Origin of the sequence: Citrobacter sp. 506 (assembly GCF_050434985.1) — a bacterium.
Taxonomy (GTDB): Bacteria; Pseudomonadota; Gammaproteobacteria; order Enterobacterales; family Enterobacteriaceae; genus Citrobacter; species Citrobacter braakii.
Window position 1 is genome coordinate 1,724,587 of sequence record NZ_JBNDJN010000001.1, and the last position, 17,600, is coordinate 1,742,186.

Genomic DNA, 17,600 nt, shown 5'->3' on the forward strand with positions numbered 1-17,600 from the left:
CAGGGGGCTTTTTTTTGCCTGTCACGGATACAAAGCAACCTGATGCGCTTAACGTATCAGGCCTACGGACTTATTTTATAGGCAGGAAAAGCGCGGGAGCGGCCCTCTGGCAACGCGAAACAAACGAGATTCAGGGGAACAACAGAGAGGGAGAAGATTAAGGATTATACTGCGTCAGGAGTAACGGGATCTCTTCTGCCAACACCGGGGGAGAAATGAAAAAGCCTTGAATTTTGTCACAACCAATCTGCATCAGCCGGTCCAGTTCGGACTGGGTTTCCACCCCTTCAGCAAGAACTTCAATACCAAAATTGTGCGCCAGTGAAATTATACCCTCGACAATCTTTGTTGAGCGGGTATCGGGTTCAATGCCAGCGATAAATTCCTTATCAATTTTTAAGGTATCAAAAGGATATTTCAACAAATAGTTAAGATTGGCGTGGCCGGTTCCAAAATCATCAAGGGCAATTTTGACCCCTATCGCCTTCAGCTCCGTCATATTTTTAGCCGCGACTTGACTGTCGCACAGCGGCGACGTTTCCGTGACCTCTATCTGGCATCGATGGGGCGGGAGACCACATACAGTAAGATTTTTTCTGACGCGTTGGGGTAACAGCGGATCGCAGAATTCAAGCGCGGAAATATTGACGGACAATACAAGGGGCTCTGGCCAACGGGTTGCCACATCCCAGGGAGTGTGGGTAACCATATCTTCAATTGACATGATATTGCCGCTGTCTTCCAGCAAGGTAATAAAAACATCGGGAGAGATCATCCCCATCTGGGGGCTATTCCAACGCATTAATGCTTCAAACCCGCTAATACGCTGATTACGCAAATTAAAAATTGGTTGATAAACCATATAAAGCTGACTGGTATTCAATGCCTTTTCAAGCGCGGTTAACACCTCACTAGAATTAAACATTCCTCTCTCCCTCAACAAATCATAAAAATTAAAAACCAGTCAATATCACTCCCGAATTGTATCTACTATTAGGTGTGTTACATCAGAATAGAATGGCCAGGTTAGGGTAAAAAAGACATACGATGGGTAAATCTGACAATTAATTTATTTAATTCCGAGGTATTGGTCAGTCCCAGCTTGGTGACGACCCTCATTTTATGCGCCTGGATAGTTTTATAATTCAGGCTGACTAACTCTGAAATTTCTCTGGCGGTATATCCGTTTACCAATAAATTCAGAATCTGCTGCTCTCTCTCGGTTAATCTTTTCTGTGAACGATACAGTCGGGGATTCCATTTCCCGGCCGTTAACGACGCCAGTTGACCGAAATCGCGCAGTGAAGATTTCTCCGTCAAAACTATCGTTTTTTCAACATATAATAACTCTACACATAATTTCGCCACCAAACTATCAGCAATAATTACCACGACATTATTATAAAACTTGAAGCGGTTTTTATTCAAAAACTGCACGATAGTTGAACATGGTTGTTCGTTATCAATGATATTAAAAACCATGGTTTGATGCTGGCATAATGATGACTGATGCAACATATCCTCAAACTGGAATGTTTGTATCGGTACATGTTTGCTTGTCAGGTAGGCGAACAAACCGTTGCCCACAAAATTATCACTGCCACACATCAACATCCTGTTCATCGCTCCTTATCAGCATCAAATCTTGTTACTCATTAAAAATTTAATAATAATCTTCTCGACCTCTGCCTCTTCACGACGATTTTTAAAATCGAACTCACATGAGATCTGATGACAGGCATACAATTGATTATCCTCATCAAATTCATTGATCATGACGACATCGATCACTTTCAAATCCAGCTGTAAACTGCCAAACGTATCAAAATCCAGCGCGGCATTTTTGATCACCGCATCTTTATAGAGAAAACGGGAGTTCACATCTTTAACAATTAATGCACAACCGCCCTGCGAGATGTTTTTAATCTTCAGAGAGTAGTTTTCTCCGTTTTTGTAACGACCAAAACAGAAAAAGTCGTAACCCTTCAGGAAGGAAAAACGCTGATTTTGTCGCTGCTGGGCAAAGAAAATCATATCCGGGATGAAGTAGGATAATCCTGCTTGTACACCTGCTGATAAGGTTTGTTCGAATCTGGCACTAAATTTTACAATCCCACTCTCACTGTGCAGGATAAAGTACTGGACCTTTTCAGGAACAATGTCTTCGTGTCCGGAGATGACAAACCGCTCGAAATCAATCTTCTCTAACTGCGTGATAACACTATGGTTTTCACATAAAACTTCAAGTTTCGTTTTCTTGTGCAACTCTTCACGAAGGGTAGCGATGATTTCAAACTTGTTGTCCTTTGCTAATCCAAAGCTCATTCTAAAACCCTTATTTCCATATTTAAGATATGTCTCGCTTTTGGTTACTCACAAAACGCAAGATCAGCATCCACCCCTGGTGCTTAATTACCATAGTGGATTCCATGTCGAACAGTTGGTTAAAAATTAAGTTTTTAACTATCTTTAGCCATTTATTGATACGTAAAAACATTTAATCAAAGTTAATTCTAACTGAAGCCATGCCTAAAACCACATGAAGTTGTTGGCTAACTATAACAAAAGAGAATAATAAAATTTTTTGAGATGTCATTTTGAGATAACAAATAGCAAGAACTACACAGAAAAAAATAGAGGGAAATGAATGGGTTTTGATGGAAGGACCACGCAGTATGCGGACTGGCGTGCTATCGCAAGAAGAAGAGAAAATGCTTACTGCACTATATCATTAACCAGGAATATAGCTCCGACTAGTTATTGTGAAAAAGTGAATAATTATATTTCACCTGTAAAATAAATTTACCTTAGGGCAGAAAAAAGGCCAGCATCCTGCTGGCCCGGTAATTACCGAATCGAACTATAGAGGCTTACTGTCTTACAGAGGGTACAACGTTAAAAATTCAATACTTTTGCTTAATAATTGATCGCGATGAATCTGCGATGATCATCACCGCTCCCGCCAGCATTAATGTGTCTTTCAACACCAGACGCCCGGCTCCGGACAAGTACGGAAAACCGTGGTGCAAATCGCCCAGTGGCATCACCCATGCTTCCGGTGTGGTAATTAAAAATGATAAAGTCACAATCGGAGTAGCAAATGCCAGTACGCCACCAATTAATCCCAACCAACGGCTAACAGGATTAGCCAGCACCAGCAATGCGATCAGCACTTCGACTACGCCCAGGCCATTGGAGAACGTATAGGTGTTATTCGCCTTCTGCCATTCCCGCTCCTGCGGTTTAAACTCACCTTCGTGGGTTAAATGCTGCTTATATTCTTCTGGATGTTCATAAAAAAATGACATTACCGGACTATTGGCAACAAATGGCGTAATACTATCGGCTTCGTAAGGTACAAATTTCAATAAGCCAATCCAGATAAAAACAATGGCAATACTCAGGCGAATCAATGTTAATCCAATTCTATCGCCCTTGCTGAGTAAACGCAGATACTTTTCCATTCAGACTCTCCTCACTTGTACAAAATTGCGGTTGCGTGAGTGCTGCTATCAATGCGCATTGAGGTGATTTTCCAGGAAGTTGCCTTATTTTCCTGCGCCAGTCTGGCGATTGCATGTTCAACAACAGAAGGTGCGGCGGCAATTGCCGACACGCTGACGCGGGCTACTTCGACCGGCTGTTGTGCCAGTGCAGAAAATGTCACCGGCGCGGTCAGTAAAGCAGTCAACAATAATGAAGTTTTAAGCATGTTCATTTCTATTTCCATTAACTAGTGATTTCACTCGTAATAGAATAAAGCATTGTTGCTTATCTTATTTCCTCCATAACGCCAGAATAACTGTTCATGAGTATTTCTTTATATATGATAAAAAAAAGCCCCACACAGGTGGGGCAATCATGCAAACTATATTATTATTTTATAAGAGAGAAGAGATCGTTCAGTGATTCGCTCATACTCGGATGAGTAAATATTTGATCGCGCAATGTCGTGTAAGGTAAACCAGCATCCATAACGGTTTTAATGATATTAATCATCTCATGAGAATCCACGCACAGCAGCGATACGCCTAATATCTGTTTCGTTTCGCGATTTACCACCGCTTTAAGTACGCCACGCGTGTCATTCATCACCCGTGCACGCGGGATAGCCGCGACAGGCAGGGTGACAACCTGGACCGCCGCGCCGCTGGCGCGAGCTTGTTCTTCTGTCATCCCCACGCGGGAAAGCGGCGGCGTCATAAAAACAGAATACGGTACGTTTTGGCGATCGCCGGTGTTACGTAATCCCTCGCCTGACAGGTTGTCGCGCACAATACGGAAGTCATCCAGCGAGATATAGGTGAATTGTAACCCCCCCGTCACATCGCCAATGGCCCAGATATTGTCTGCCGAAGTACGCAGATATTTATTCACCACAATGGCACCGCGCTCGTTGACATCCACACCCGCATTCTGCAACTGCAGATTTTCAGTTGCCGGTTTGCGACCCGATGCCACCAGTAGCGCATCCACAGTCTGGACACCTTCCAGCATTTGCACCTGCACCGCGCCGTCATGGGACGAAACCGCCTGCACCCTGGCATTGAGGATAATCTCAACCCCTTTGTCGCGTAAAATGTTGGCGATAGCGTCGGCAATATCCCGATCTTCGCGGGCTAAAAACAGTGGGGCGGCTTCATAAATGGTGACCTTACTGCCAAAGTTGGCAAACATTGATGCGAATTCAACACCAATATAACCGCCGCCCAAAATCCCCAAACGTTCCGGTCGTTGCGTCAAATTTAACAACCCGGTACTGTCAAACACGCCCGGTGTAGTCATTAACCCTGCCACGTTTGGCATCGTTGCCTGTGCGCCGGTATTAATAAAGATCTTTTCGCCGCTTAGCTCAATCGCGCCTGTTGGCTGCACGACCCGCACCGTATGGTTATCAATGAATTCAGCACGACCTTCAATCACATCTACATTTTCCAGATCGGCAAGATTATGGAAGTTTTTATCACGCAGAAAGCTGACAACGGAGGCCTTGCGCTGCATCGCCGCAGCAAAGTCATGCTGAAGTTCAGCATCGTGTACCAGGGTTTTGGTGGGAATGCAGCCGATATTGATACATGTCCCGCCATACATGGTGTTTGACTGTTCAATAATCGCCACTCGCCAGCCCGTTTTCGCCAGGGTAGCCGCCAGCGTTTTACCCGCTTTGCCAAATCCGATAATAATCGCCTGATACTGATTCATGCTGTCTCTCCGCCATGTCACTGTTCGTTTGTTGAACTGAAGTATAGGTTTAACGATGCATGAACAATGTATCCATATCGCGCAAATTACTGTCAAATCGTCTAAATCACTACTATCTCTCTTCCACTCAATCCATCGAGGAAATAAACTAAGACCATAAATTTATTTAATAAATAATGAGTAACAGCGTTACTTCATCTCGACAAGCATCAACAAGAACTGCTCAGGAGTCTTTATGGATGCACTTAGCCGATTACTTATGCTTAACGACCCGCAGGGCTCGATTGATCAAAACTGCCTGCTGAGCAGGGACTGGCAACTGCCGCACGCGGCGGGTGAGCTGTCCGTTATCCGCTGGCATACGGTAACCCAGGGTTTTGCTCAACTGGATATGCCAGACGGAACGTCTTCTACGTTACGTCCAGGAACAATAGTCATTCTGCCTCAAAACTCCGCGCATCGGCTGTGCCAGACAGGGGAAGAACAAACGCATATTGTCTGCGGAAGCCTGCGATTGCAGGCATCTTCACGCTATTTTTTAACTGCCCTTCCGGAAGTATTAATACTGGCACCAGAAGATGACAGTCCCATTAGCCACTGGCTGAAGGCCATGATTGCGCTGATGCAGCAGGAATACATCAACGATCTGCCAGGCTCCAACATCGTTTGCAGCCAGCAATGCGCTACGCTGTTCGCGTTAGCCGTTCGCGAGTGGCTATCCCAGCCGATCCCCGCTAAAAATGTGCTGAATTTACTGCTGCACCCAAGGCTGGGTGCCGTTGTCTTCATGATGCTGGAGTCACCGGCTTTTCCCTGGACTGTCGAAGAACTGGCAAAGCGTGCCCATATGTCGCGGGCCAGCTTTGCGCAGCTATTTCGTGAAGTCTCAAACTCCACGCCGCTGGCGGTGTTAACCGAGCTACGCCTGCAATTCGCCGCCCAGATGCTGTCACGCGGATCGCAGCCGTTGATCGTTATTGCCGAGTCGGTGGGTTACGCCAGCGAATCATCGTTTCACAAAGTCTTTTTACGGGGATTTGGCTGCACGCCGGGCGAGTACCGCAAACGCGTGAAAGCGTTAGCGGCATAACGTACCGCCTGCTTCGGCAACAAAACCGACGCAGGCGAGCGCTTCAAGGCATTACTTTTGGCTGCGATGCCTGTGCAGCCACATCAGCTTATAAGCTGCCGGAATAATAAACAGCGACAGCAATGGCGCGGTAATCATGCCGCCAATCATCGGCGCGGCAATGCGGCTCATCACTTCTGAGCCCGCCCCTGTCCCCCACAAGATTGGCAACAGGCCCGCGATAATCACCGCCACGGTCATCGCTTTCGGACGCACGCGCAGCACCGCGCCGTGATACAACGCTTCATCCAGCTTATCCGCCGTAAAGGTTTGCGGATTTTCCAGTGCAGGCTCGGCTTCAATAGCATGGCGCAAGTACATCAGCATCACTACGCCAAACTCCGCGGCAACGCCGGCCAGGGCGATAAACCCGGTTCCGGTCGCAACCGACATATGGAACCCCATCCAGTAGAGGAACCAGATCCCCCCTACCAGCGCAAAGGGCACGCTGGTAATAATCAGCAGCGCTTCACCAAAGCGACGGAAAGCCAGATAAAGCAGGACAAAGATAATCATCAGCGTCATCGGCACCATCAGTTTGAGCTTATGGCTGGCGCGTTCAAGCAGCTCGAACTGCCCGGAAAACGCCACGCTGGTCCCCGGCTTTAACTGTACGTTTTCAGCGATCGCTTTTTTCAGATCGTTCACCACCGAAACCATGTCACGGTCGCGGGCGTCGATATAAATCCAGCTGGTGGGTCGCGCATCTTCGGTTTTCAACATCGACGGACCAGAAACCACTGTCACATCTGCAACATCAGCCAGCGTGATTTGCTGCTTCATGGGCGTCAGAATGGGCAGATTACGCAGCGCTTCCGGGCTATCACGATAGCTCTGCGCATAGCGAAGGTTAATCGGATAACGTGCAATCCCTTCCACCGTTTCGCCCACCATCGCGCCTCCGACCGCGGAGGTGACAAACAACTGTACCGCGCCGACGGTCATACCGTAGCGGGCTGCTTTCTCCCGATTAATGTCCACATTAATATAGCGCCCGCCCACCAGCCGCTCAGCCAGCGCCGAAGCAACGCCCGGCACGGTTCTGGCTACCTCTTCGATTTGTTCCGCCGTGGCGTCGATATCAGCCAGAACGTTACCTGACACCTTTATCCCAATCGGGCTTTTGATGCCGGTAGAAAGCATGTCGATACGGTTACGAATAGGCGGAACCCACAGATTCGCCAGCCCTGGCAAGCGCACGGTTTTGTCGAGTTCGGCGATGATTTTGTCCATCGTCATCCCCGGACGCCACTGATCCTGCGGCTTCAGTTGGATCGTTGTTTCGACCATTTCCAGCGGCGCGGAATCCGTTGCGGTTTCCGCCTTACCGGTTTTACCAAACACACGCGCCACTTCCGGAACGGTCATGATCAGCTTGTCGGTTTTTTGCAGCATATCCGCCGCCTGCGCCGCCGAAATCCCCGGCAGAGTTGACGGCATATACAGTAGATCGCCTTCGTTAATCTGCGGCAGGAATTCACCACCGACTTTATTCAGCGGGTAGATAACCGTCAGTATCGAAAGCACCGCCACCAGCAGGGTGGTTTTAGGCCAATGCAGCACCTTCAACAACAGCGGATGATAAATACGGATCAGGAAACGGTTAAGCGGGTTACTGCTTTCCGCCGGAATTTTGCCACGGATCCAGAAACCCATCAGGATCGGAATGACGACAATAGCCAGAAACGCCGCGCCTGCCATGGCATACGTTTTGGTGAACGCCAGCGGGCCGAACAGTCGCCCCTCTTGCCCCTCGAGCGTGAAAATAGGGATAAACGACAGGGTGATAATCAGCAAGCTGATGAACAATGCCGGGCCGACCTCTACCGAGGCATCGGTAATGACCTTCCAGCGCGTTGCGTTATCCAGTTTTTCATCCGGATGCTGATGTCCCCACTCTTCGAGCCGCTTATGGGCGTTTTCAATCATCACAATCGCGGCATCGACCATCGCCCCGACGGCAATGGCAATGCCCCCAAGCGACATGATATTGGCGTTCAGCCCCTGGAAATGCATCACGATAAACGCGATACACAGTCCCAGCGGCAGGGAAATAATCGCCACCAGCGCCGAACGCAGATGCCACAGGAACAGCGCACACACCAGCGCAACAACGATAAACTCCTCCAGCAGCTTATAGCTCAGGTTATCAATAGCGCGATCGATGAGCTGACTGCGATCGTATGTTGTAACTACCTCAACGCCTTCCGGCAGGCTGCTTTTCAGGGTGTCGAGTTTGGCTTTAACGGCGGAGATCACTTCACGCGCATTTTTACCGGAACGCAGAATTACCACCCCGCCCGCCACTTCGCCTTCACCATTCAGTTCGGCGATCCCACGGCGCATTTCCGGCCCAATCTGCACACGCGCGACATCGCGCAGGTAAACAGGTACACCGTCGGCCCCTGTTTTCAGGACGATATTATTGAAGTCATCAAGCGTTTGTAGATACCCACTGGCACGGACCATATATTCCGCTTCAGCCATCTCAACAGACGAGCCGCCCGCCTCCTGATTCGACGTATCCAGTGCAGATTTCACCTCCGCCAGGCTGATGCCATATTGCGTCAGCTTCATCGGGTCGATAACAACCTGGTACTGTTTAACCACGCCGCCTACCGAGGCCACCTCTGCCACGTTCGGAATCGTTTTTAACTCATACTTTAAAAACCAGTCCTGAAGAGTACGTAACTCTGCCAGATCGTGTTTACCGCTGCGATCGACCAGCGCATATTCAAAGATCCAGCCGACGCCCGTGGCGTCCGGTCCCATCTCCGCGCTGACTCCTGCCGGTAATTTCCCCTGAACCTGGTTGAGATACTCCAGTACGCGCGAGCGCGCCCAGTAAGGATCGGTGCCATCTTCGAAAATGACGTACACATAGGAATCACCAAACTGCGAGAAACCACGCACGGTCTTCGCGCCCGGTACCGACAGCATGGTGGTGGTCAGCGGGTAAGTCACCTGATTTTCAACGATTTGCGGTGCCTGCCCTGGATAGCTGGTTTTGACGATCACCTGAACATCAGAGAGATCGGGCAACGCATCAACCGGGGTATTAATGATGGTCCAGGTTCCCCAGATACTGAGAAACAGCGCCCCCATCATCACCAGAAAACGGTTTGCCACCGAACGGCGGATAATCCATTCAATCATTTATCATGTCCTCAGTGTGAATGGGTCGCCTGGGCTGGCTTTGCGGATGCGTCTTGCGCACCACTGTTCTGCGCGCGCATACGGTCCAGTGCGCCAGAGATATTCGCCTCGGAATCAATCAGGAACAGACCACTGGACACCACTTTTTCACCTTCAGTCAGGCCTGAGCGGATAGCCGTCAGCCCTTGAGATTCATGGAATACCGCAACCTGCTTCGGTACAAATCGACCTTCGTTATCGACGGTGATCACCCGTTGCTCGGTGCCTGTATCAATCAACGCCTTTGAGGGGATCAGCAGCATCGGTTCACTTTGCGTTTTCAGTTGCAGGTAAGCATTCATCCCCGGCTTGAGCGCCTCATCAGGGTTATTGACCTGCAAACGGATCTGCAGCGTACGCGTGGTGGCATCAACACTTGGCAAGATATTCCACTTGCTAATGGTGAAAGGCTTATCCGGCCAGGCGGGCACAGTGATGGTAAATTGCGAGGCGTCTTTGATCAGCCAGGCGATAGATTCCGGGACCGACGCGCTGACCCATACCGGGTCCATCCCCTGAATTTTCGCGACCACATTGTCTTTGGAAATGTTCATGCCGGTACGCAAATCGAATGCGGTAATCACCCCATCAATAGGGGCTTTCAGGGTAAAGCGGGTCTGAATTTTACGCGTCGATTTTAAGCGCTGAATATCCGCTTCCGGCATACCGGCCAGACGTAATCTCTCCAGAATCCCTTCCACCTGCGTCGCACTGCCGCCAGTCTCCCGCAGTAACAAATATTCGCTCTGCGCCTCAACCCAGTCGGGAATCGTCAGATCGATAAGCGGCGCACCTTGCTTAATTTTGTCGCCCACGGTTAGCGGGTAAACCTTTTCGATAAAGCCTGCGGAGCGGGCCTGGACAATAACAAACTGGTATTCGTTATAGCTAACGTTAGCCGGGAAAGTTTGCGCATAGTGCAGCGGGCCACGGCGCACAGGTTCTGTTTTCAGACCCAAATTTTGGGTCTGAGTAGGATCGATACGCACGCCAGGCGCTGACGCGCTCGCGGTCTCTTCATCGGCATATTTGGGGATCAGATCCATATCCATAAACGGTGATTTACCCGGCTTATCAAAGCGCGTGTTCGGGTACATGGGGTCATACCAGAACAACACTTTTCTGGCTTCTTTTTGCGAAGCCTGCCCGGTTTCAGCCGTTACGTTTGCTGATGAATAATAAGTATAAATACCGACAGAAATAACCCCACCGACAATCATGCCAGCGAGAATAAGCGCGGTATTTTTAATATTTAAAGACGCCATAGTGATTTCCATTGCGCGATAGTCTCACCCGAATTTCGAAGAATCCGGGCAAGAATAAAAGAGACCAGCGAGAACGTTATTTACTGATGTGAATATCGCGTAACACAGAGATATTTCCCTGCTGAACAAACGTAAACGCAACCTTATCGCCGGGTTTAATATCGTCAGCCTTGGTGTCGGCAACCCGCGTAAAACGCATCGTCATGGCAGGCCAGTTCACCGCGGGAATGGGATCATGCTTGATCGTGATTTTTTTACTTTCTTTATCAATAGCTTCAATCACCCCGGTGGCGCTAATGACGTCTTCCTGTTGGGCCGCTGGCTGCATGTTCATCATCTCGCCATGCTGATGCTCATTGGCCTGAGCGTTAAACATGACCACAGAGAAAAAGCTAAACAACACGGCTTTGGCGGTAGTATTCATACTTGATGCTCCTGAAAAGTTAATATTAAGGATTACTCCACCCAACCGCCGCCTAAGGCAGCAAACAGCTTAATTTCATTAACCTGTTGGGCGTAATTAAGATCGAGCAGCGATTGCTGCGTAGCGAATAAAGAACGTTCGGCGTCCAGTACTTCGATGTAGCTAACCGCACCATTTTGATAAAGCGCTCTGGCGCGTTGTAAGGTGATTTGCAATGACGTCAGGTAGCGCTGCTGACCGCTAATTTGATCGGCAATGCTTTGGCGCAACACCAGCGCATCCGCCACCTCTTTAAACGCGTTCTGAATTTTTTGTTCGTAATTCACCACCGACTGCTGTTGGCGAATTTCAGCGAGGTCGAGATTGGACTGATTACGTCCGGCGTTAAAAATGGGAATATCTATTTTGGGGACAAAATTCCACATGCCGCTGGTCGCATTAAATAAGCTGGAAAGATCGCTGCTGCTGCTGGAAACCGAACTGGTCAAGGTAATCGACGGGAAAAACGCTGCCCGTGCGGCGCCGATATTGGCATTCGCCGCCATTAATCCGTGTTCAGCTTCCAAAATATCCGGGCGCTGCAACAGGATTTGCGACGAGAGCGATGGCGGCAGCGTTACTGGTTTAATATCCCCGCTGCTGCGCATCTGGTCGTTGGGTAATTTCCCGTACGTACCCAGCAACAGTTGCAGCGCGTTGTTCGCCTGCGCCAGTTCACCTTTACGCTTCGCGATTTCGCTGCGCGTGCTTTCAATCACGCCCCGCGCCTGTTCCAGCGCCAGTACGTTGGTGCTTCCGGTCAGCAACTGCTTCTCAACAAAAGCGTAAGAACGCTGATAGTTTTGCAGCGTTTCTTCGGCAATTTGCAGTTGTGCATAAGCCAGACGCTGATTGAAATAACTTTGCGATACGTTGGAGATTAATGAGATGTGTACCGCCCGACGCGCCTCTTCGCTGGCAAAGAAATTCTGTCGCTCAGCTTCACTCATATTTTTCAGCCGACCAAAGAAGTCCAGATCGAAACTGAGATTGAGTCCAGCTTCGAATTCACGATCGGTGCTGCTATCGCCTTTTAATTTGCCGCTGTAAGTACCGCTGGAACCTGCCGTGATTTGCGGATAGCGGTCAGCGTCCGTGACGCCATATTGCGCTCTCGCTTCCTGAACTTTTAGCACTGCCATACGTAAATCGCGGTTATTGACCAGCGCCTCGCCAATCAGCGCCTTTACCTGAGAGTCAACGAAGAAGCTCCGCCAGCCCGTGTCCTGATATCCCACCGGTGCAGAAACCAAGGCGTTCTGGCTTAAGGAGAATTGCTGCGGTACAGGCAATGTCGGACGCTGATAGTCCAGCGCCAATGAACAACCGGCGAGAACGAATACAGCGCTGAGGGTAAGAAGCTTAAATTTGCTCATAGTTCTTCTCGTCCTGACCGGACTGATGGCCCTAAAAAATGTAGGAATTTATAGCGTTGTACTTTAACGAAGTGACTCTGTTTAAGCGGTGACAGGAAAATGACAAAACTGTCATTTTCCCAATAACCGATTGCTATCCGATCCCGCTTCCCTAGAATTGAAAGTCCGCACAACCCGTGTGAGAAGGAGAATGCGATGAAGGTGTTGATAGTCGAAGATGAGAAAAAAACCGGTGAATACCTGACGAAAGGCCTGACGGAAGCGGGTTTTGTCGTGGATTTAGCGGATAACGGCCTGAACGGGTACCACCTGGCGATGACCGGCGATTACGACCTGCTCATACTCGACATCATGCTGCCGGATGTAAACGGCTGGGATATCGTACGGATGCTGCGTTCCGCTAACAAAGGGATGCCCATTCTTCTCCTCACCGCGCTGGGTACCATCGAACATCGGGTTAAGGGTCTGGAATTAGGCGCTGATGATTATCTGGTCAAACCGTTCGCCTTCGCCGAACTGCTGGCGCGGGTCAGAACGCTGCTGCGCCGCGGGGCGGCGGTGATTGTCGAAAGCCAGTTTCAGGTCGCGGATTTAATGGTCGATCTGGTCAGCAGAAAAGTCACCCGCAGCGGGACGCGTATTACCCTGACCAGCAAAGAGTTTACGCTGCTTGAGTTTTTCCTGCGTCATCAAGGGGAAGTTTTACCCCGCTCGCTGATCGCCTCCCAGGTCTGGGATATGAATTTTGACAGCGATACCAATGCCATCGACGTCGCCGTTAAGCGTCTGCGCGCCAAAATTGATAACGATTTTGAGCCGAAACTGATTCAGACCGTACGCGGCGTGGGATATATGCTTGAGGTTCCTGATGCCCAGTAAACGATGGCGGCGCCCTTTTTCGCTGGCGACACGATTGACCTTTTTTATCAGTCTGGCGACGATCGCTTCATTTTTCGCCTTTGCATGGATAATGATCCACTCCGTGAAGGTCCATTTCGCCGAGCAGGACATCAATGATTTACAAGAGATCAGCGCCACGCTGGAGCGGATTATTAACCAACCCAACGAGCCGGAATCACGCCGTCTGGAAACGCTAAAAAACGTGGTTGAGGGCTACTCGAACGTCATTATTTCTCTGGAAGACAGTAAGCAGAAAGCCATTTTTCATTCGCCAAATGCGCCGGATCTCCGGCAATTTATCGCCAGCGCAAGACCGGATAAAAATGCCCATGCCAGCGATGTTTTTATTATATCCGGCCCAACACTGCAAACGTCCAAACATATTCACGGACAAAAAACGTCGTCTAACTGGCGAATGATTCGCCTGCCGGTAGGAAAGCTGACTGATGGAAAATCGGCGTATACGTTGTATCTGGCGTTATCGATCGATTTTCATCTGCACTATATTAACGACCTGAAAAACAAACTGATTATGACGGCATCGCTGATTAGCATGATGATTGTATTTATCGTGCTGTTCGCTGTGTATAAAGGCCATGAACCGATCCGTAATGTCAGTCGGCGCATCCAAAATATCACCTCAAAAGATCTTGATGTGCGCCTCGATCCGCAAGCGGTCCCTATTGAACTGGAACAGCTGGTAAGTTCGTTTAATCACATGATCGAACGCATTGAGGATGTATTTAAACGTCAGTCGAACTTCTCGGCGGATATTGCCCATGAGATCCGCACGCCAATAACCAACCTGGTCACGCAAACGGAAATTGCGCTCAGCCAAACCCGTAGCCAAAAAGAGCTGGAAGACGTGCTGTATTCCAATCTTGAAGAGTTTGGTCGTATGTCGAAAATGGTAAGCGACATGCTGTTTCTGGCGCAGGCAGACAACAATCAGCTTATCCCGGAAAAGACAGCGCTTAATCTGGCCGATGAGGTTGGTAAAGTGTTCGATTTTTTCGAAGCCTGGGCAGAAGAGCGCGAGGTTGGCTTACGTTTTGAAGGACGCGCATGCTGGGTTTCAGGCGATCCGTTAATGCTACGCCGGGCAATGAGTAATCTGCTTTCAAATGCCATGCGCTACACGCCAAAAGGCGAGTCGGTAACCGTGCGGGTGAAAGAGGCGGATGGCCTGGTCCAGATAGTCGTGGAAAATCCCGGCCCCCCCATTCCCCCACAGCATCTATCGCGGCTATTTGATCGGTTTTATCGGGTTGACCCTTCGCGACAGCGTAAAGGCGAAGGCAGCGGTATTGGCCTGGCGATTGTGAAATCGATTGTTATCGCCCATCAGGGGAAAGTCTCGGTGACATCCGATCAGCTTGCCACCCGTTTTATTCTGACGCTGCCCAAGCATGCGATGTAATTTATGATAATGGCGTTGATACCTTAAACAATTCGAGTTGCAGGAAGGCGGCAAGAGAGGGAATCCCCGGTCACTTACTTAAGTAAATGACTGGGGTGAACGAGCGCAGCCAACGCATATGCAGCTTGAAGTATGAACGATATATATCATCACCGATTCTCTGACATAACCGTCATAGTCCTGTCACGCCGCTGACAGCCCTCACCAATTATAATTTCTTCCGTAAACCCAAACAGGAGAAATATGATGAATAAGATATCCTCTTTTTTCGCTATCGCGTTTTTTATTTCAGCTGGCGTTAATGCGGCAGACACACCCAAAATGCATCAGCAGGCCGCAGCAGCCCATGAAATGATGAATAACAGCAGTGCCCCTGCACATCAACAAATGGCGCAAGAACACGTCGCGCAGACGAATAATTCAACGTCAACACCATCCCAGGCACGCCCTTTTTCACAAATGAATAAACATGAAAAAGCGATGGTCGTTCACCAGTCAGTGAATAACGGTCATTCATATGCCCATGAGGTTCAGGCCAGGCAGCACCGCGCACAGATCCCCGCGCAAGGGTAACGTTGCCCTGTGTTGAATAAAATGTCCATCAATACGCTATGTATGAATATTGCGGACAAAACGCGCCACGCAGGCCTGTACATTTACAAGCCTGCGTTCCTGCCGTTAATGTCAATATTAATATTTCTTTAAACACTTCATTAAAAAGTAAATATAATTAAGCGTTTTATCCCACTTGTATAAACTACGTAATTCACCTGCTTGTAATGTTGCATATTACAGCCCCCACACCCTCACCATTAATATAAATTAGGATTCCCCCTGGTATGCGTCATTAATATTTAATGGGAGACTGCCGTCGTCGTAAACATGACATTCGAACAGTTCGTATTCCTATAAATAAACTTAATGATGATAGTGAGCAAAAAAATGAAAAAACGTCTGCTGACCCTCTTTGTCCTCGGCCTGACAACGGCCACAACGGCATGCGCAATTACCCCGGCAATGCAGAAAAAGTATGAACATTCAGGTTGTACGCAAATGAGTGAACTCAATGGCTGCGATATCAATAAATCCTATCAGTGGAACCGCGATCATGGCTTTATTGAGAACGGCAACAGCCAGCAGAGCCGTCATCATCGTCATGGTGAAGAGCAGCAAAATACCGCTGACCGGGATAACCACGATAATGCCGATATTTACGGCAAATTCAGCGGAAATTACGTAGCCAAATTTGCCAATGGTCAACGCAGCGTTGATATTCACGTCGAGGGTTCCAGCGTGTACGTCAATGGTAATGAAGTGCGTGACGTAAATACCTATCAGGATACGATGACTTTCCGTGTCGGCTATGCCACTTACACCATTAAAACGAATGGTCGCGGTAGCTGGAATGACAGCGATGCCGGGAATGATGGCAAAATTGTGCGCGAGTAACGGATACCGCCACAATGAAAAAACTGATTTCCACGTTGGTTATTATGGCTAGTCTGTCGGGCTGTGCCGAACATCCTTATCTTTCTGCAGCCGCTGCTGGTATTGGGGCCGCAGCAGTTGCCACGGCGATCGCTAATCACAAAAACCGTGAAGCCAACCGTGATAAAGAGCATGAACGCCAGGAGCGTGAGCAAAGGGAGAACCAGCATGCGTGGCGGCATAGTCACCATCACTCCGATGATGACGGCCATTACTATCACCGCTAAGTCAGCACAAAGAGCGCTGCGATCACAGCGCTCTCAACGGTCATGTATTACAGTATGCCGTTTTAATACTGGAGTCAGGCATGGCATTAACCCTCACGGTATTGCTTGAAAACAGGCGCGCTGCGAGCGCAGATAAATCATTACGGGCAAAGCCTGGATTAAGTCTGTTAGTTCAGGATGAAACCACCACCATACTATTTGATACCGGCCCGGACGACAGCTTCATACTTAACGCCGCGCAAATGGGCGTAGACCTGACGCAATTGACCGCCGTGGTTCTTTCGCACGGCCATTACGATCACTGTGGCGGCGTGCCGTGGCTGGCGGATAACAGTCGTATCATTTGCCATCCCCAAATAGCTTGCGAGCGGTACGCCTCAATAACCCTGGCGGGAACGCCAAGAAAAATAAAAAAACTCTCGCGTGATAACGACTACTCTCGACTAATCATGGAATACACCCGTGAACCGTTGGCGATCAGCGATCGATTTTTGTGGTCCGGCGAAATTAGTGTCGCCACTCCACAGGCCTATGGCGTTATTAGCGAGAAAACACCTCAACCGGATTACATCAGCGACGAAGGCGTATTGATCTATAAATCTGATCGCGGGTTAGTCATCATTACCGGATGCGGGCATCGGGGAATAGAGAATATCGTACGCCATTGCCAAAACATCACTGGCGTTAACCAAATTTACGCCCTCGTCGGTGGGTTCCATTTACGCACTGCCTCCCCCGCTAAGCTATGGCGAACCCGACAATTTATTAAGCAACAACAGCCAGAAAAACTACTCGGCTGTCATTGCACCGGTTCGTGGGGTCGATTGTGGCTACCGGGAACTGACGCCCCGGCAACGGGAGATGTGATTGTGCTGGCAGAGTAACGGCGGTAAGACATTGCCGAAAAAGCAATAAAAAGCGGGAGCCTTACGGCC

The 17,600-nt window shown here is 49.1% G+C and carries 17 protein-coding genes; 7 read left to right on the top strand and 10 right to left on the bottom strand.

The genetic code is table 11. From position 1 onward, the window contains the following. Positions 1–157 precede the first annotated feature (157 nt). From ABIE10_RS08485 to rclA, 6 genes are all read right to left on the bottom strand, one after another. Positions 158–925, bottom strand: a complete 768-nt coding sequence (locus tag ABIE10_RS08485; RefSeq protein ID WP_016152160.1) for a putative bifunctional diguanylate cyclase/phosphodiesterase — start codon at positions 923–925, stop codon at positions 158–160. Between the two features lie 101 nt (positions 926–1,026). After that, positions 1,027–1,614 carry a helix-turn-helix domain-containing protein gene (locus tag ABIE10_RS08490; protein WP_019076223.1) on the bottom strand — a complete coding sequence of 196 codons (588 nt, stop codon included), beginning with the start codon at positions 1,612–1,614 and terminating at the stop codon, positions 1,027–1,029. A 24-nt stretch (positions 1,615–1,638) separates the two neighbouring features. Further along, entirely contained in the window at positions 1,639–2,325 is a 687-nt protein-coding gene (locus ABIE10_RS08495; protein ID WP_047501820.1) for a flagellar brake protein, read from the bottom strand. Between the two features lie 578 nt (positions 2,326–2,903). Beyond that, complete coding sequence (gene rclC / locus ABIE10_RS08500) at positions 2,904–3,464, bottom strand: reactive chlorine resistance membrane protein RclC (protein WP_016152157.1); 561 nt, start codon at positions 3,462–3,464, stop codon at positions 2,904–2,906. Between the two features lie 11 nt (positions 3,465–3,475). Continuing rightward, entirely contained in the window at positions 3,476–3,712 is a 237-nt protein-coding gene (rclB, locus tag ABIE10_RS08505; RefSeq protein ID WP_049282516.1) for a reactive chlorine resistance periplasmic protein RclB, read from the bottom strand. Positions 3,713–3,876: 164 nt separating this feature from the next. Further along, a complete protein-coding gene (gene rclA / locus ABIE10_RS08510) occupies positions 3,877–5,202 on the bottom strand; it encodes a reactive chlorine resistance oxidoreductase RclA (RefSeq protein WP_429155290.1) in 1,326 nt (441 codons plus the stop codon). 235 nt (positions 5,203–5,437) lie between these two features. Between rclA and rclR the strand changes: the two genes are divergently transcribed. After that, positions 5,438–6,292: a reactive chlorine-specific transcriptional regulator RclR gene (gene rclR / locus ABIE10_RS08515; protein ID WP_259685794.1), complete on the top strand. Its 855-nt coding sequence runs from the start codon at positions 5,438–5,440 to the stop codon at positions 6,290–6,292. Between the two features lie 51 nt (positions 6,293–6,343). Here the strand turns inward: rclR and ABIE10_RS08520 are convergent, their stop codons facing one another. The 4 genes from ABIE10_RS08520 to ABIE10_RS08535 form a co-directional block, all read right to left on the bottom strand. Further along, positions 6,344–9,487, bottom strand: a complete 3,144-nt coding sequence (locus ABIE10_RS08520) for a CusA/CzcA family heavy metal efflux RND transporter (protein ID WP_016152153.1) — start codon at positions 9,485–9,487, stop codon at positions 6,344–6,346. A gap of 11 nt (positions 9,488–9,498) precedes the next feature. Beyond that, positions 9,499–10,791, bottom strand: a complete 1,293-nt coding sequence (locus tag ABIE10_RS08525; protein WP_016155926.1) for an efflux RND transporter periplasmic adaptor subunit — start codon at positions 10,789–10,791, stop codon at positions 9,499–9,501. A 76-nt stretch (positions 10,792–10,867) separates the two neighbouring features. Next, positions 10,868–11,215, bottom strand: a complete 348-nt coding sequence (gene cusF, locus ABIE10_RS08530) for a cation efflux system protein CusF (RefSeq protein WP_016152151.1) — start codon at positions 11,213–11,215, stop codon at positions 10,868–10,870. A 32-nt stretch (positions 11,216–11,247) separates the two neighbouring features. After that, the gene (locus ABIE10_RS08535) at positions 11,248–12,630 is read right to left on the bottom strand and encodes an efflux transporter outer membrane subunit (protein ID WP_429155294.1); all 1,383 of its coding nucleotides are present in this window, start codon (positions 12,628–12,630) and stop codon (positions 11,248–11,250) included. A 195-nt stretch (positions 12,631–12,825) separates the two neighbouring features. Between ABIE10_RS08535 and cusR the strand changes: the two genes are divergently transcribed. From cusR to ABIE10_RS08565, 6 genes are all read left to right on the top strand, one after another. Next, on the top strand, positions 12,826–13,509 hold the full coding sequence (gene cusR / locus ABIE10_RS08540) for a copper response regulator transcription factor CusR (protein ID WP_016152149.1): 684 nt from the start codon (positions 12,826–12,828) through the stop codon (positions 13,507–13,509). Continuing rightward, the gene (locus tag ABIE10_RS08545; RefSeq protein ID WP_049282488.1) at positions 13,499–14,950 is read left to right on the top strand and encodes a Cu(+)/Ag(+) sensor histidine kinase; all 1,452 of its coding nucleotides are present in this window, start codon (positions 13,499–13,501) and stop codon (positions 14,948–14,950) included. The genes cusR and ABIE10_RS08545 overlap by 11 nt, the downstream gene beginning before the upstream one ends. 246 nt (positions 14,951–15,196) lie before the next feature. Continuing rightward, a complete protein-coding gene (locus ABIE10_RS08550) occupies positions 15,197–15,523 on the top strand; it encodes a hypothetical protein (RefSeq protein ID WP_016152147.1) in 327 nt (108 codons plus the stop codon). Between the two features lie 369 nt (positions 15,524–15,892). After that, positions 15,893–16,399 (top strand): hypothetical protein, encoded by a 507-nt coding sequence (locus ABIE10_RS08555; protein WP_075846844.1) that lies wholly within the window; start codon positions 15,893–15,895, stop codon positions 16,397–16,399. A gap of 14 nt (positions 16,400–16,413) precedes the next feature. After that, entirely contained in the window at positions 16,414–16,665 is a 252-nt protein-coding gene (locus tag ABIE10_RS08560; RefSeq protein ID WP_019076216.1) for a membrane lipoprotein lipid attachment site-containing protein, read from the top strand. An 80-nt stretch (positions 16,666–16,745) separates the two neighbouring features. Further along, entirely contained in the window at positions 16,746–17,549 is an 804-nt protein-coding gene (locus ABIE10_RS08565; protein WP_016155919.1) for an MBL fold metallo-hydrolase, read from the top strand. The last annotated feature ends 51 nt before the right edge of the window (positions 17,550–17,600 follow it).

Coding starts and splice junctions, on each gene's coding strand:
- ABIE10_RS08485 (WP_016152160.1), bottom strand. CDS start 925: ATGTTTAATTCTAGTGAGGTGTTAACCGCGCTTGAAAAGGCATTGAAT.
- ABIE10_RS08490 (WP_019076223.1), bottom strand. CDS start 1,614: ATGTTGATGTGTGGCAGTGATAATTTTGTGGGCAACGGTTTGTTCGCC.
- ABIE10_RS08495 (WP_047501820.1), bottom strand. CDS start 2,325: ATGAGCTTTGGATTAGCAAAGGACAACAAGTTTGAAATCATCGCTACC.
- rclC (WP_016152157.1), bottom strand. CDS start 3,464: ATGGAAAAGTATCTGCGTTTACTCAGCAAGGGCGATAGAATTGGATTA.
- rclB (WP_049282516.1), bottom strand. CDS start 3,712: ATGCTTAAAACTTCATTATTGTTGACTGCTTTACTGACCGCGCCGGTG.
- rclA (WP_429155290.1), bottom strand. CDS start 5,202: ATGAATCAGTATCAGGCGATTATTATCGGATTTGGCAAAGCGGGTAAA.
- rclR (WP_259685794.1), top strand. CDS start 5,438: ATGGATGCACTTAGCCGATTACTTATGCTTAACGACCCGCAGGGCTCG.
- ABIE10_RS08520 (WP_016152153.1), bottom strand. CDS start 9,487: ATGATTGAATGGATTATCCGCCGTTCGGTGGCAAACCGTTTTCTGGTG.
- ABIE10_RS08525 (WP_016155926.1), bottom strand. CDS start 10,791: ATGGCGTCTTTAAATATTAAAAATACCGCGCTTATTCTCGCTGGCATG.
- cusF (WP_016152151.1), bottom strand. CDS start 11,215: ATGAATACTACCGCCAAAGCCGTGTTGTTTAGCTTTTTCTCTGTGGTC.
- ABIE10_RS08535 (WP_429155294.1), bottom strand. CDS start 12,630: ATGAGCAAATTTAAGCTTCTTACCCTCAGCGCTGTATTCGTTCTCGCC.
- cusR (WP_016152149.1), top strand. CDS start 12,826: ATGAAGGTGTTGATAGTCGAAGATGAGAAAAAAACCGGTGAATACCTG.
- ABIE10_RS08545 (WP_049282488.1), top strand. CDS start 13,499: ATGCCCAGTAAACGATGGCGGCGCCCTTTTTCGCTGGCGACACGATTG.
- ABIE10_RS08550 (WP_016152147.1), top strand. CDS start 15,197: ATGAATAAGATATCCTCTTTTTTCGCTATCGCGTTTTTTATTTCAGCT.
- ABIE10_RS08555 (WP_075846844.1), top strand. CDS start 15,893: ATGAAAAAACGTCTGCTGACCCTCTTTGTCCTCGGCCTGACAACGGCC.
- ABIE10_RS08560 (WP_019076216.1), top strand. CDS start 16,414: ATGAAAAAACTGATTTCCACGTTGGTTATTATGGCTAGTCTGTCGGGC.
- ABIE10_RS08565 (WP_016155919.1), top strand. CDS start 16,746: ATGGCATTAACCCTCACGGTATTGCTTGAAAACAGGCGCGCTGCGAGC.